Source organism: Kitasatospora sp. NPDC048715, from assembly GCF_043198905.1.
GTDB lineage: Bacteria > Actinomycetota > Actinomycetes > Streptomycetales > Streptomycetaceae > Kitasatospora > Kitasatospora lactacystinica.
Genome location: NZ_JBICVH010000022.1, coordinates 198,713 through 212,769 on the forward strand (window position 1 = coordinate 198,713; position 14,057 = coordinate 212,769).

The 14,057-nt window shown below is 72.1% G+C and carries 9 protein-coding genes; 6 read left to right on the forward strand and 3 right to left on the reverse strand.

Going from position 1 to position 14,057, the window contains the following annotated elements; genetic code table 11:
* Window positions 1–177 precede the first annotated feature (177 nt).
* The 4 genes from aspT to ACGFSC_RS35700 all read left to right on the forward strand — a co-directional run bounded on the left by aspT (window position 178) and on the right by ACGFSC_RS35700 (window position 5,562).
* Window positions 178–1,851 carry an aspartate-alanine antiporter gene (aspT, locus tag ACGFSC_RS35685; RefSeq protein WP_359912413.1) on the forward strand — a complete coding sequence of 558 codons (1,674 nt, stop codon included), beginning with the start codon at window positions 178–180 and terminating at the stop codon, window positions 1,849–1,851.
* A 114-nt stretch (window positions 1,852–1,965) separates the two neighbouring features.
* Entirely contained in the window at window positions 1,966–3,621 is a 1,656-nt protein-coding gene (locus tag ACGFSC_RS35690; protein WP_359912416.1) for a bifunctional aspartate transaminase/aspartate 4-decarboxylase, read from the forward strand.
* Between the two features lie 14 nt (window positions 3,622–3,635).
* On the forward strand, window positions 3,636–4,709 hold the full coding sequence (locus ACGFSC_RS35695) for a Dyp-type peroxidase (protein ID WP_359912419.1): 1,074 nt from the start codon (window positions 3,636–3,638) through the stop codon (window positions 4,707–4,709).
* 46 nt (window positions 4,710–4,755) lie between these two features.
* Window positions 4,756–5,562 carry a family 1 encapsulin nanocompartment shell protein gene (locus tag ACGFSC_RS35700; RefSeq protein WP_359912422.1) on the forward strand — a complete coding sequence of 269 codons (807 nt, stop codon included), beginning with the start codon at window positions 4,756–4,758 and terminating at the stop codon, window positions 5,560–5,562.
* A 409-nt stretch (window positions 5,563–5,971) separates the two neighbouring features.
* Here the strand turns inward: ACGFSC_RS35700 and ACGFSC_RS35705 are convergent, their stop codons facing one another.
* Window positions 5,972–9,172, reverse strand: a complete 3,201-nt coding sequence (locus tag ACGFSC_RS35705) for a BTAD domain-containing putative transcriptional regulator (protein ID WP_359912425.1) — start codon at window positions 9,170–9,172, stop codon at window positions 5,972–5,974.
* 112 nt (window positions 9,173–9,284) lie between these two features.
* Between ACGFSC_RS35705 and ACGFSC_RS35710 the strand changes: the two genes are divergently transcribed.
* Window positions 9,285–11,450: a tetratricopeptide repeat protein gene (locus ACGFSC_RS35710; RefSeq protein ID WP_359912428.1), complete on the forward strand. Its 2,166-nt coding sequence runs from the start codon at window positions 9,285–9,287 to the stop codon at window positions 11,448–11,450.
* Here the strand turns inward: ACGFSC_RS35710 and ACGFSC_RS35715 are convergent.
* On the reverse strand, window positions 11,419–11,988 hold the full coding sequence (locus tag ACGFSC_RS35715) for a hypothetical protein (RefSeq protein WP_359912431.1): 570 nt from the start codon (window positions 11,986–11,988) through the stop codon (window positions 11,419–11,421). The two genes, ACGFSC_RS35710 and ACGFSC_RS35715, sit on opposite strands and share 32 nt — an antisense overlap.
* Window positions 11,985–13,256, reverse strand: a complete 1,272-nt coding sequence (locus ACGFSC_RS35720) for a hypothetical protein (RefSeq protein ID WP_359912434.1) — start codon at window positions 13,254–13,256, stop codon at window positions 11,985–11,987. The genes ACGFSC_RS35715 and ACGFSC_RS35720 overlap by 4 nt, the downstream gene beginning before the upstream one ends.
* Window positions 13,257–13,626: 370 nt before the next feature.
* Between ACGFSC_RS35720 and ACGFSC_RS35725 the strand changes: the two genes are divergently transcribed.
* A partial coding sequence (locus tag ACGFSC_RS35725) for an electron transfer flavoprotein subunit beta/FixA family protein (RefSeq protein WP_380349375.1) occupies window positions 13,627–14,057 on the forward strand: 431 nt, incomplete at its 3' end.

Below are 14,057 nucleotides of genomic sequence, written 5' to 3' on the forward strand. Positions count from 1 at the left end.
CGAACGGCCCCGTCGGAACGGCTTCCGGCGGGGCCGTCCGGTCCGCCCGGTGGGGCCGTTCGGCTGTGCGCCGGCCGTGCCGGATTGTCCGCTTTGCGATGTAATCATTCCCATGATCGGATCAGTGCTGGTCCATCCCCCGCCCGGCGTCCCCGCGCCACGCCGGGAGCGGCTGCCATGAGCCTGCTGCGGGAGAACCCCGTCCTCGCGCTGTTCACCTGCCTGACGCTCGGCTACCTGCTCGGCAGGCTGCGCGCCGGGCCGATCCGGCTCGGCGGCATCTGCGGCACGCTGATCGTCGCCATGCTGATCGGCAGCCGGCACGTCAGCGTCAACGCCGACGTCAAGAACGTCGCCTTCGCGCTGTTCATCTTCTCGCTCGGCTACATCGCCGGCCCCCAGTTCTTCGCCAACCTCAACGCCAAGGGCCTGCGCTTCGCGGTGCTCTGCGTCCTGGAGGCGGTGCTGGTCGTCGGGATGGCCTACGGCATCGGCACGGCCTTCGACCTGGACGTCGGCACCGCGGCCGGCATCCTCGCCGGAGCGGCCACCGAGTCGGCCGTCGTCGGCACCGCGCAGGAGGCGATCTCCAACCTCTCCGGCATCAGCGCCGACCAGTCCGCCCAACTGCAGAACCACGTGGCCGCCGCCTACTCGGTCTGCTACCTCTTCGGCCTGGTCTCCATCGTGCTGCTGACCAGCCAGATCTTCCCGCTGGTCATGCGGATCAAGCTGCCCGACGCCTCCCGCGAGCTGTGGCAGAAGCTGCGCGGCGGCAAGGGCGCGCCGGCCGGCGACGAGCAGCCCGCGCTGCCCCCACTGGTCGGTCGCACCTACCTGGTCTCCCAGGGCGAGGGCTCCACCATCGCCCGGGTCGAGGAGGTCCGGCCGAGCCTGGTCACCGTCGAGGGCGTCCGGCGGGACGGCCGCACCCTCCACCCCGAGCAGGACTTCCGGCTGCGCCGCGGCGACCGGGTGCTGCTCGTCGGCCGCCGCGAAGCGGTCATCGACACCGGCCACGAGCTGGGACCGGAGACCCCCGGCGTGCCCGGCCTGGACAGCCCGCTGGTGGTCCGCGACATCGTCCTCACCAACAAGGACTTCGTCGGCCGGACGGCGGGGGAACTGGCCGCGGACCAGCCGTCCGCGACCTCCGGGATCTACCTGACCGACGTCCAGCGGGTCGACCAGCACCTGCCCGCGATCACCGACACCGAACTGCACCGCGGCGACACCGTGACCGTCACCGGCGCCCGCTCGGCCGTCGACCGGTTCGCCGCCAAGGCCGGCGTCAGCATCAGCAAGGACGCCATCGACTACATCTACATCAGCCTCGGCATCTGCGTCGGCGTGCTGATCGGACTGATCACCGTGCACGCCGGGGACGCCGCGCTCTCGCTCGGCACCGGTGGCGGCTGCCTCGTCTCCGGCCTGGTCTTCGGCTGGGTCCGGGCCCAGCGGCCCACCTTCGGCGCCTACCCGCCGGTCGCCGCGCAGACCGCCAAGGACCTCGGGCTCTCCGTCTTCATCGCGGTCACCGGCCTGGCCGCCGGCCCCGACGCGGCCGCACTGCTCAAGGACCACCCGGTGCTGCTGCCGCTCTCCGGCATCCTCATGGTCACCGTCCCGGCGGTGCTCTCGCTGTTCGTCGGCCGCAAGCTGCTGAAGATCGAGCCGCCGATCCTGGTCGGCGCCATCGCCGGCCAGCAGTGCAGCACCCCGGCGATCACCACCGTCACCAACGTCGCCCGGAGCAGCATCCCGATGCTCGGCTACACGATCACCTACACCATCTCCAACTTCCTGCTCCCGCTCACCGGACCGATCCTGGTCGGCATGCTGGGGGCCTGACATGACGATCCGTCAGCAAAGGTGTGCCCTGCGGGACCTTGTGCCGGGTGCGCCGGCAGGACCCGCAGGACACGCCCCAGCCGCCCGCCCTCCCCGAGGAGAGTCGAGAACGCCATGACGAAGCCCAGCATCGGCCGCGAGGAGATCCGCCGACTGGCCCGGCTCAGCCCCTTCGAGCTCAAGGCCGAGTTCGTCCGGCTCGCCGAGGCCTACCAGCGCAACGAGCCCGGGCAGAAGGACACGTCCACCGCCCACATGCTCAACGCCGGCCGCGGCAACCCGAACTGGATCTGCACCGGCCCCCGCGAGGCCTGCCTCGCGCTCGGCCACTTCGCGCTGGGGGAGAGCCGCCGGGTCTGGACCGCCGACGACCTCGGCGGCATGCCGGAGCGGTCCGGCATCGCCGGCCGCTTCGACGCCTTCGTCCGCAGCCACCCCGAGCTGCCCGGCATCGAACTGCTCCGGCGCAGCGTCGAACTCGCCGTGGACCGCTTCGGGTTCGAGCGCGAGGACTTCCTCCACGAGCTCGCCGACGCGAGCATCGGCGACAACTACCCCGTGCCCGACCGGATGCTGGTGCACGCCGAGCAGATCGTCCGCGGCTACCTCCAGGAGGAGCTGATGGACCGCCGGCCCGCGTCACCGCTGCAGCCCGAGCTGTTCGCCACCGAGGGCGGCACCGCCGCGATGTGCTACGTCTTCGACTCGCTGATGAAGAACGGCCTGCTGCACCGGGGCGACAGGGTCGCCCTGATGGTGCCGGTGTTCACCCCGTACATCGAGATCCCCGAGCTGGACACCTACGACTTCGAGGTGGTCGAGATCCAGGCCGACAAGCTGGTCGAGACCGGGGTGCGGGCATGGCGCTACCCGGCCGAGGAGGTCGCCAAGCTGGCCGACCCCGGGATCAGGCTGGTCTGCCTGGTCAACCCGAGCAACCCGCCCTCCCTGGCGCTGTCCCGGCAGGTCACCGACCAGATCAAGGAGATCGTGGCCACCGCCAACCCCAACCTGGTGATCGTCACCGACGACGTCTACGGCACCTTCGTCGACGGCTTCCGCAGCCTGGCCGCCGAGCTGCCCCGCAACACCCTGCTCGTCTACTCCTACTCCAAGCACTACGGCGCCACCGGCCACCGCCTCGGGGTGATCGGCCTGGACCGGGACAACGTGATCGACGAGATGATCGCCGCCCTCCCGGCGGAACAGAAGGAGCGCCTCGCCAAGCGGTACGGCAGCCTGAGCCTGGAACCCGAACGGATCCGCTTCATCGACCGGCTGGTCGCCGACTCCCGACAGGTCGCGCTCAACCACACCGCCGGTCTCAGCCTGCCGCAGCAGGTCCAGATGGTGCTCTTCTCGCTGTTCGCGCTGCTGCCCGAGGGCAAGGCGTACAAGGCGCGGGTGCAGGGCATCGTCCGCCGACGGCTCGGCCTGCTGCTGGAGGGGTCCGGGATGAAGATCTCGGACGACCCCCGGCGGGCCGGCTACTACGTCGAACTCGACCTGCTGGCCGAGGCCGAGCGGGTCGCGGGCAAGGACTTCGCGACCTTCCTGGAGAAGAACTACGAGCCCACCGAGCCGCTGTTCCGGCTCGCCGAGCAGACCGGTGTGGTGCTGCTCAACGGCGGCGGCTTCGACGGGCCCGAGTGGTCCGTGCGGGTCTCGCTCGCGAACCTGGACGACCTCGACTACCTGAAGATCGGACACCACCTCCAGCGGATCTTCGCCGACTACCGCGCCGAGTGGGACGCCTCCCGGGCGTCCTGAGAGAGGTCACGACCATGCAGACCGAACCGCAAGCCGTGCTCTCCCCACTGACCAGCGCGGCCGTCTTCCTGGTCCTCACCGTCGAACCCGGCCGCGAGGACGCCGTCCGCGACCTGCTGCCCGAGCTCGCCGGACTGCGCCGCGCCGTCGGCTTCCGCGCCCCCGAGGGCGCCCTCACCTGCGTCACCGGCATCGGCTCCGAACTCTGGGACCGCCTCTTCGCCGGCCCCCGCCCGTCCGCCCTGCACCCCTTCCGGGACGTGGCCGGCCCCCGCCACCGGGCCCCGGCCACCCCCGGCGACCTGCTGCTGCACCTGCGGGCCGAACGGATGGACCTCTGCTTCGAACTGGCCGCGAAACTCACCGAACGGCTCGCCGGGGCGGCCGCCGTCGTCGACTCCGTCCAGGGCTTCAAGTACTTCGAGGACCGGGACCTGCTCGGCTTCGTCGACGGCACCGAGAACCCGGAGGGCCGGGCCGCCGAACGCGCGGCCCTGATCGGCGCCGAGGACCCGGAGTTCACCGGCGGCAGCTACGTCGTCGTGCAGCGCTACGTGCACGACATGGACACCTGGAACGCGCTGAGCGTCGAGCAGCAGGAGGGGGCGGTCGGCCGCACCAAGCTCGACGACATCGAGCTGTCCGACGACGCCAAACCCGCCGACTCGCACGTGGCGCTCACCGTGATCACCGGGCCGGACGGCGAGGAACGGCAGATCGTCCGCTTCAACATGCCGTACGGCACCTTCGGCTCCGCCGGCCGCGACGGCGAGGTCGGCACCTACTTCATCGGCTACGCGGCCGACCCCGGGGTGACCGAGGAGATGCTGCGCAACATGTTCATCGGCAACCCGCCCGGCACCACCGACCGGCTGCTCGACTTCTCCACCGCCGTCACCGGCGGGCTGTTCTTCGTCCCGACCGCCGACTTCCTCGACTCCCCGCCACCGGCGCCGGCTGCTTCCGCGTCCGTCCCCGTCCCTGCGGCCGTTCCCGTGGCAGTCCCTGTATCCGCAGCCGTCCCCGTTCCCGTGGCCGGTTCCGGGGACGGCTCGCTCGGCATCGGAAGCCTCAAGCAGACCCCCTGACGGACCACCTGACGCCCTGACGGACCACCTGAACAGGACCCCGCACATGAACAACCTCCACCGGGACCTCGCCCCGATCTCCGCCGCCGCGTGGGAGGAGATCGAGGAGGAGGCCCGCCAGACCTTCAAGCTCCACATCGCCGGCCGCCGGGTGGTCGACCTCAACGGCCCCGAGGGCGCCACCCTCGCGGCCGTCGGCACCGGCCACCTGACCGCCATCGACCCCCCGACCGACGGCATCCAGGCCCGCGCCCGCGCCGCCCAGCCGGTGGTCGAGCTGCGCGTCCCCTTCACCGTCCGCCGCGACGCCGTGGACGACGTCGAACGCGGCTCCCGGGACTCCGACTGGCAGCCCGTCAAGGACGCCGGTCGCAAGCTCGCCCTGGCCGAGGACCGCGCCGTCTTCGAGGGCTACCGCGCCGCCGGCATCGACGGCATCCGCGCCGCCTCCACCAACCCTGCGGTCCAACTCCCGCTGGACGTCAGGGAGTACCCCGAGGCCGTCAGTCGCGGGCTCACCGCCCTCCGCCTCGCCGGCGTCGGCGGCCCGTACTCACTCCTGCTCGGCGCGGACGCCTTCACCGCGGTCAACGAGACCAGCGACCACGGCTACCCCGTCCACAACCACATCGCCCGCCTCCTCGACGGGGACATCATCTGGGCCCCGGCCATCGAAGGCGCCTACCTGCTCTCCGCCCGCGGCGGGGACTTCGAGCTGTTCCTTGGCCAGGACGCCTCTGTGGGCTACCTCTCCCACGATGCCGAAACGATTCAGCTCTACCTTCAGGAGACGCTGACGTTCCGGGTGTACACGGGAGAGGCGGCCGTGACGTTGGTCCGCAGCAGGCCCTGACCGGTGGTTCGTACGGTCCGGTACGCGCGACCCGGTCTTCCCGCGCCCTCCCGCCCTCGTGCGCGGGCACGAGGGCGGGAGGGTCGCTCACATCAGCAGCTGGGGAGCGTGCCGCTGGCGCCCCGGGGCAGTGCACACCAGATGGGCAACCACTCCACGCACGACGACGAGCCGTCCTGGTTGTGGTTGTGGTTGTGGTCGAACGAGGCCCTCGTGCGAGAGGTCGAACGTACCCGGGGTGATGTTGCGTGGTGCAAGGTTGTCGTTCTCCTTCGGCTGTGCTCGAAGGGGCGTTCCCCTTCGGAACACCAGTGCATCAGGAGACACCTGTGTCAATCAAGTCGCTTGCGCAGCAGGCCTCTTGACTGGTAGTCATATGTATGACAGCTGTGGGGCGAGGGGTACTCCGTCACGAGGAGCATCGGTCCTGGCGGTCGCGGATCTCGGCGAGTGCCTCCCTGGCTCGGGTGGCCTCCTCGACCGCGTGGATCCGCTCGGCGAGGTGGGCGGCCGTCGCCAGGTGCTCGGCAGCCTCGTCGGGCAGGCCGAGCGCGTCCGAGCACAGACCCAGCCCGCGGAGGGCGATGGCCTGCTCGCGGGTGGTTCCGACGGAGCGTGCGAGGCCCAGTGCGGTGGTGTACTGGTCGCGGGCGTCCGTGTGGCGCCCGGCCGCGCGGAGGGTGTCCGCGAGGGCGATCAGGGCGTTCACCTCGGTTCGCACGCCACCGCTCTCCCGGAAGGTCGTGAGGGCCGACCCGTACAGCTCCAGGGCGCGGTCGAGCTCTCCGGGGATCGAGAGTGAGGCCGCCAGATTGATCTTCACGATGGCGAGGTCGAACTGGGGCAGGTGGCCACTCCCGAGGCTGAGGACCAGCTCGAAGGCCGATCGGGCCGCGAGGAGGTTCCGGGCTCCGAGGTGGAGGTCGCCGATGTTGTTGAGGATGCGCAACTCGAACGGCCGGTCGTTGAAGTCGCGGGCGAGCGGGAGGGCGTTGCTGTAGGCCGACAGCGCGGATTCCGCGTTGCCCAGAGAGCTGTGCACGATGCCGACGTTCGCGAGGCAGCGGGCGGCGTTCCAGTGGTCGCCGGTCTCCCGGCGGATGCCCAGTGCCTCCTCCTGATGAGCCAGGGCCTCGGACAGCGCCCCTTGGTGCCATCGGGCGAGGCCGAGGATCCCGAGTGCGTTGGCGACGGCATCCCGGTCGTCCTCCGCCCGGGCCAGGTCCAGGCCGTGCGACAGTGCTTCGACGGCGGACGGATAGCGGGACGCGTTGGCGAGCGTCGCGCCGAGGTCGATCAGTGCCCGCGCCTCGCAGCGGTCGTTCTCGACGGATCGCCAGTGGGCTGCGGCCGTCCGGTGCATGTCATGGGCGTCGCTCCAGTAGGCCTCGGCTTCGAGGTGGCCGGCCAGCACATGGGAGATCCAGGCGCCGCTCTCGGGGAATCCGAGCTCCCCGGAGTTCGCCACCAGGGCCAGCAGACCCGGACGTTCCGCGGTCAGCCAGGCCTTCACCGACTCGCGGGAGTCCAGGGCGAGGTCCGTCAGCAGGTCGGCCAGGTCGGGCCCGCCGACGGGCTCGGGAACCGGCAGTCTCGAACGCCGCGGATAGAGGATGCGGTCCGCGGCGTCAGCTGCGTGGAGAGCGTAGCGGAACAGCCGGTTGACGGCCGCCGCCCGTTGCTCCTCGCCCGGGTCCAGAGCGGTGGCGAATTCCCTGATCAAGTCATGGAACTGGTAGCGCTCCGGTGAGATCTCCTGGATCAGATGGCAGTTCAACAGCGCCTCGAGAATGCGGTCGGTCACGTCGACCGGCCGCCCGAGCAACGCGGCTGCCGCGTGGAGCCCGAAGTCCGGGCCCGGATGGAGCCCGAGCAGCCGGAAGGCCGAGCGCTCGCTCGGCGGGAGATAGCGGTAGGAGAGCTCGAACACCCGGGCGATGCTCTCCGACCCATTGCGGAATTCGGCAAGGCGTCCGTTCTTGCGGGCCAGCCGCCGCGCGAGATGGGGGAGCGTCCAGGACGGGCGTGCCTTGAAGCGGCTGGCGGCCAGTGCGATGGCGAGTGGAAGCAGGCCGCAGAGCTTCACGATCTCGATGATGTGTTCCCGCTCCACCGCGCGCTCCGGGCCGACCACGTTCAGGAACAGGGCGACGGCGTCATCCACCGTCAGGACGTCCAGGAACACCGTCTTGGCGTCCGGGAGGTCGGTGAGGCGCTGACGGCTGGTGATGATGACCAGGGCGGTCGGTGCGGGCGGCAGCAGCGGGCGGACTTGAGTGGCATTCGAGGCGTCGTCGAGGATGACGACGGCCCGACGCGAGGACAGGGCCTCCACGCACAGTGCGAAGACCTCCTCCGCGTCGAGCGGGATGGTGGTGGCCGGAACACCCAGGCGTCTGAGCAGGAGGGCGCCCGCTGCCTGCGGGGTGAGCGGCGGCTGGTTGCCGACGTGGGCGCGCAGGTTGAGGTAGACGTAGCCGTCCGGGAAGTACTCGCACATCAGGTCGGCGGCGTGCAGGGCCAGGGTGGTCTTGCCGACCCCCGGCATGCCGAGGATCGCGGAGACGGTGACGACGCCGCCGTGGGCGAGCCGGTCGTGGGGGCGGGGCAGCACCCGGCGCAGGTCCTCCTCCCTGCCGACCATGCGGTGCCGTCCGGGCACCCGCGCCGGAGGTGTCGCGCGAGGGGCCGGAGCCAGTGAGGGGGGTGGAGTGATCACGGCTCGCCCCCGTTCACCGGGGAGCGGTTCGCCACGCAGCATGCGCTGATGCAGGCGGGTGAGCGGGCCACCGGGCTCGGTGGCGAAGTGGGCGTGAAGCAGGCGGACGACGGCGGGGTAGACGGCCAGCGCCTCCGCTTGTCGGCCGGCGGCGTGAAGGGCGGTCATCAGGTGCCCGGCAAGGCGTTCGTCGGTGGGACGGTCCTCGCGCAGCGCGGTGAGCTCGGGGATCAACTCGTGGTGCCGGCCGAGGCGTAGGTCGACCTCGACCCTCAGCAGCGTGGTGGTGAAGTGCTGGTCGGCCATGGCGGTGCGGGCGGTCTGGGCCCAGGTGCCCGGAAGCCCGGCGAGCGGTTCACCGCACCAGAGCTCCTCGGTTCGGTTCAGTACGGTTCTGGCCTGGTGATCCTGCCCGTTCTCGGCGAGGAGTCTGGCCTGTCGGGTGAGGTCCAGATACTGATGCCAGTCAATCAGTTGGGGGTCGGCCCTGAGGGTGTACGTGTGCGATCGGGTGTCGATCGCGGGGGCGTCCGACGGGCTTTGCCCCCCGGCGAACCGGGTTGCCCGTCTCAACAGGGCACGAAGGTGGGAGATATGGCTGTACAGGCTGGCCAGCGCGCTGGGAGGCGGTTCGTCGTCCCACAGCCGGTCCGCGAGTGACGTGTGGGACAGCGGCCTTCCGACCTCCAGGGCCAAGGCCGCCAGTAACTGTCGTCGCTTGTCCGATGGGATCGCCAATTGCTCAGTGTTTACCGACAGTTCAACTGAACCCAGGAGATGAACCCGCATCTTGACGCCCCCCGCCGGTTGGCTACCAGCTTGCCGTGTCGCGGGTGAGCATCGCATGCACGTGAGGTAATCGGCCATACCACCGCAGGGTTCGGTGCCCATGCTTTTGGGAATTGTCTCGACATGACGAAGCGTCATGTGATAGCGCCGCAGGGGTAATTCGTCCGAGGCCGGGGGGCCCAGTGACAGGATCGACCGTGGTCGGCGGGCGCCGGTGAACGACGTCAACCTGCCGTACGGAGTGGTGCGGAACTCGCTGGCCGGTGCCACGACGGTCGCCGGTCCGGTGGTGCAGGCCGGAACGATCCATGGCGGGCTGCACCTGCACGGCGCGTCCGCCCTGCCCACGCCCAGGCAACTCCCGCCCTGTCCTCGGCGGTTGATCGGGCGGGAGGCGGACCTGGAGGCGCTGGACCTCTCGCTGGCCCCCGACGCCGGGGCGGCGGACGTCACCCTCGTGGTGACCGGCCCCGCCGGGGTCGGCAAGACGGCCCTGGCCGCGCAGTGGCTGCGCGGCCAGGCCGGCCGCTTCCCGGACGGCCAGCTGTACGCGGACCTGCGCGGCTACGCGCCCGGTGGCCCCGCCGACCCGGCCGAGGCCCTCGGCGGCTTCCTGCGGGCCTTCGGGATCTCCCCGGTGCCCGGGAGCCTGGAGGAGGGGGCCGCGCTCTGGCGCTCGCTGGCGGCGGAGCGGCGGATCGCGGTGCTGCTGGACAACGCCTCGACGGCCGCCCAGGTGCGGCCGCTGCTGCCCGGCTCGGACCACACGGTGGTCGTGGTGACGAGCCGCCGCCGGCTCACCGGGCTGGGCATCGACGGTGCGGTGTTCCGGCCGTTGGGCCCGCTCGCCCGGGAGGCCTCCACCGAGATCCTCGCCGCGCGGGTCGGCAGGCACCGGGTGGTCGACGAGCGCGCCGCCGCGGCCGAGGTGGTGGAGGCCTGTGCCGGGCTGCCGCTGGCGATCTGCCTGGCGGCGGCCCGCATAGCGGCGCGCCCGGCCCAGTCGCTCGCGGCGACGGCCGAGATGCTCGGCCGCGGCACCGACCGGCTGGCGGTGCTGAACGTGGAGGGGGAGACGGTGCGGGACCTGCTGGACGCGTCCTACGGCGTGCTGGAAGCGGAGGCCGCCCGGCTCTACGGGCTGCTGGGCCTGCTGCCCTTCGCCGAGTTCACCCTGGAGAACGCCGCCGTGCTGGCGGACGTGGACGTGGCCGGGGCCGATCGGCTGCTGGACGGTCTGATCGATGTGCACCTGCTGGAGGAGACCGGGCCGGAGCGGTTCCGCTTCCACGACCTGGTGCGGCTGCACGCCCGGGCGCACGGGGCGCGGGTCCGGGCGGCCGGGTCCACCGGGGCCGCGCTGGACCGGCTCGTCGACTGGTACCTCGCCTCGGCCACGGCCGCCGAGGCGGTCGTCTCGCCGACCCACCGCACCCTCGCCCGCGACTACCGCAGCCGCCCGGTCCATCCGGCGCGGGAGTTCGGGGGCGACGTCCCGGCCCTGGAGTGGTACGACGCGGAACGCGACCGGCTGGCGGGCGTCCTGCGCTGGTGCGGGGAGCTGGACCGCCCCGCGGCGGCGTGGCAACTCGCGGACGCCATGTGGCCGTTGTTCCTGCGGCTGCGCCCGGCCCGGCTGTGGGTCGAGGCGACCCGGATCGGCCTGGACGCGGCCCGGGCGGCCGGTTCCCGCAGCGGCGAGCTGCGGATGCTGACGGACGGCGGGAACGGACTGCGGAACGCGGGGGAGGGGGAGGAGGCGGCGCGCTGGTTCAGCGAAGCCCTCGTCCTCGCCCGGGAGCTGGGCCGTCCGCTGGTGCAGGCGGACGCGCTGTACGGGCTCAGCCAGACCCACCGGATGGCCGGCCGGCTGGACGCGGCCGCAGAGTGCCTGCACGAGGTGGTCCGGCTCCGCGAGGCCGAGGACTACCTGCGCGGTTCGGCGCTGGCCCGGCTGGCGTACGGCGAGGTGCTGCTGCTGGCCGGCCGGGCGGCCGAGGCGGTGGAGCCGGTCGAGCGGGCGGGCCGCGAGCTGGCCTCGATCGAGGACGACTACGAGGCGGCCCGCGCGACGGCCTTCCTGGGCCTGGCGCACGGCCGGCTGGGTGCGTACGAGCGTGCCGAGGCCCATCTGGAGGAGGCTCTGGCGGGGTTCCGGGCCCGGCTGTCCGCGCACTGGGAGGCGCGGACGCTGGAGTTCGCCGGGCAGGTCGAGGAGCTGCGCGGCCGGCCGGACGCGGCGCGGGCCCGGTTCGAGCAGTCCAGGGCCCGGTACCAGGAGGTCGGTGCCGCGGCCGAGGCGGCCAGACTGGCCGGCCGCCTCGCCGCGTACGGTGTGGACGGCGCCGTCACTCCCTGTCCGGGCGAACCGGAGGCGTGAGCCGGTTCCACCCGGAGCCCGGGGTGCGGCACCCGGCGGCGCTGACCCGGTCGAGTTCGTCCAGCGTCCGTCCGGCCGCCAGCCAGGCGTGCGCCAGCGAGCCGAGGGCCGGCGGCGGGACGGGCCCGCCGCCCGGACCGGAGGCCCGCAGGACGAGCCGTTCCCCGGTCCGGGCGAGCACCAGCACCGCTCCCGGACGGTGTTCGGCCGTGGCCACCGCACACCCGGGGTGCGCGGAGAGCAGTCCCGCGAGCCGCGCGTGGGCGTCCGCCGCCGGAACGGGACCGAGGTGCAGCACGTCGGCGTGCCGGCGCCAGCGCAGGCCGCCGGGCTCGGTGAGGTCGAGCACGAGGTGCTCGTCCACGAACCCGGGCCCCGGCCGCTCCGCCGCCGCCGTGGCCGCCGGGTCGGCGGCCAGCAGTCCGTGGCGGACACCGGCGGTGGACGTCACCCGGGCCTCGAACAGCGTGGTCGCGGAGCCGTCGTGCGCGCCGGGGCGGACCGGCGCCAGGCGCACCGTGTGCAGCGCGGCGGTCATCCGGCCCGCCGCGCGTCGGCCGCCGCGATCGCGTCCAGCGGTTCGGGCAGCGGGAGCGGTTCCGGATCCGGGGTGTGCGCCGGCTGGCCGAGCCCGAGGACGCGGTACAGCAGCCGGCGGGCGTTGCGGTCGAATCGGCCCGGTTCGGAGCTGATCCGGTCGGCGATGGCCGCGTAATCCTCCGGGCGGTACTGCTCGGCGGCGTAGGCGAGTTGGTCGGTGAGCGGGTGTCCGGGGGCGAGCGCGGGGGCGGTCCGGGCGAGCTGCGCGGCCGGCGAGCGCGGGTTGACGTGCCGGTGCGGGTACTCGGCGAGCAGGACGGGGACGCCGGTCATCGCGCCGTACAGGGTGACCGAGCCGTGGTCCCCGATGACGAAGTCGGCGGCGACCAGCAGCGGCCGCCAGTCCGTCTCGGGCGGGATCACCGTGACGGCTCCCCGGGTGGTGGCCTTCGCCCAGGAGCGCACCGCGTAGGCCGAGTGCTGGGCCGCGATGTTGGGGTGGGGCAGCAGGACGGCCCGGTAGCCGTGCCGGGGCAGTTCCGAGGTCAGTCTGGGCAGCACGGCGTCGAGCCGGGTGAAGAGCGAGCCGTCGCCCCAGGTGGAGGAGACCAGCACCAGCTTCTCGTCCGGCCGCAGCCCCAGGGCGCTCCGGTGGTCCTCCCGGTGCGGCAGTGCCGCGGAGATGCGGTCGTAGCACGGGTCGCCGACCACTTCGGCGATCGGCAGGGCGTCCGGGCAGCCGCGCCGGAGTTCGAGCAGTTCCTCCTCGTGGGCCAGGGCGAACGAGGTGGGGACGAGCCGTCCCTCCCAGTAGAGGTAGTCCCGGCCGAGCCCGATGGCCGCCCGCTCGCCGTCCGGGGCGCTGCGCCGGGCCAGTTTGATGTTGCCGGCCCCGTGCGGCAGCCGGACGACCGGGCCGTGCAGCTGCTCGATCCCCTGGGAGCCGGCGGCCAGGATCAGGTCGAACTCGCGCCGGACCGCCTGCTCCCACGGCAGTACGGTGCCGCCCAGCGCCCGGAGGATCTCCGCGGCGCCCCCGTTGAACATGTGCGGTGCCACCGTGAACTGCACGTGGACCCGCAGGTCCGGGGCGAGCAGCGAGTAGAAGTCGTGCAGCCGCTTGGCGTACACCATGGTCTGTGCGACCACGAGCACCTCCTTGCGGTCCCGCAGGGTTTCCCATGGCCCGTTGTTGCTCCAGGGCGCCGGCGTCCGGCGCGTTCCGTCCGTCGTGGTGATGTCCTGTTCCCCGTGCACCAAGGTCATCCTTCTCCCCCTCCTTGATCCCAGGTTCGGGGCCGTTCGCGGGCCCCGGGGTCGATGGTCCCCGGGGTGTCTGGCGGATTCCATGACGCGATCTGGTCGGTGCTTGCGGAAACCTTGTGTCCGCTTCCCGCGCCGCCGGCCGGCCCCCGGAGCCGGGAAGGGTACTGAGTTCCTTTACCAGGGGTACTGAGTGCCGTATTCTCTCCGTGGAGCCTCTGACGCCAGTCGAAGAGAGCCGACACGGTATGCCGGTCCAGGTGGTGCTTGCGGTGCGCGGGCCGCGCCGGGCCGGACTTGGCACTCAGTACCCTCGGCATGCCTGAGGCCATGGATCCAGTGCACCCGTGCACCCGTGACAGGAGAACCGCTCATGAGCTTGAGGATCGTCGTCTGTGTGAAGCACGTCCCGGACGCGACGGGTGACCGTCGTTTCGCGGACGACCACACCACCGACCGGGAGGGTGTGGACGGCCTGCTGTCGGAGCTGGACGAGTACGGCGTGGAGCAGGCGCTGCGGATCGCGGAGGCGAACGAGGGCGCCGAGGTGACGGTGCTGACGGTGGGGCCGGACGACGCGAAGGACGCGCTGCGCAAGGCGCTGTCGATGGGTGCGGACAAGGCCGTGCACGTGAACGACGACGACATTCACGGTACGGACGTGATCGGGACGTCGGCGGTCCTGGCGAAGGCGCTGGAGAAGACCGGCTTCGATCTGGTGATCGGTGGTATGGCGTCGACGGACGGCACGATGGGTGTGCTGCCGGCGCTGCTGGCGGAGCGTCTGGGTGTGCCGCAGGTGAC

Coding starts and splice junctions, on each gene's coding strand:
- ACGFSC_RS35715 (WP_359912431.1), bottom strand. CDS start 11,988: ATGACCGCCGCGCTGCACACGGTGCGCCTGGCGCCGGTCCGCCCCGGC.
- ACGFSC_RS35695 (WP_359912419.1), top strand. CDS start 3,636: ATGCAGACCGAACCGCAAGCCGTGCTCTCCCCACTGACCAGCGCGGCC.
- aspT (WP_359912413.1), top strand. CDS start 178: ATGAGCCTGCTGCGGGAGAACCCCGTCCTCGCGCTGTTCACCTGCCTG.
- ACGFSC_RS35690 (WP_359912416.1), top strand. CDS start 1,966: ATGACGAAGCCCAGCATCGGCCGCGAGGAGATCCGCCGACTGGCCCGG.
- ACGFSC_RS35705 (WP_359912425.1), bottom strand. CDS start 9,172: ATGGGCACCGAACCCTGCGGTGGTATGGCCGATTACCTCACGTGCATG.
- ACGFSC_RS35720 (WP_359912434.1), bottom strand. CDS start 13,256: ATGACCTTGGTGCACGGGGAACAGGACATCACCACGACGGACGGAACG.
- ACGFSC_RS35700 (WP_359912422.1), top strand. CDS start 4,756: ATGAACAACCTCCACCGGGACCTCGCCCCGATCTCCGCCGCCGCGTGG.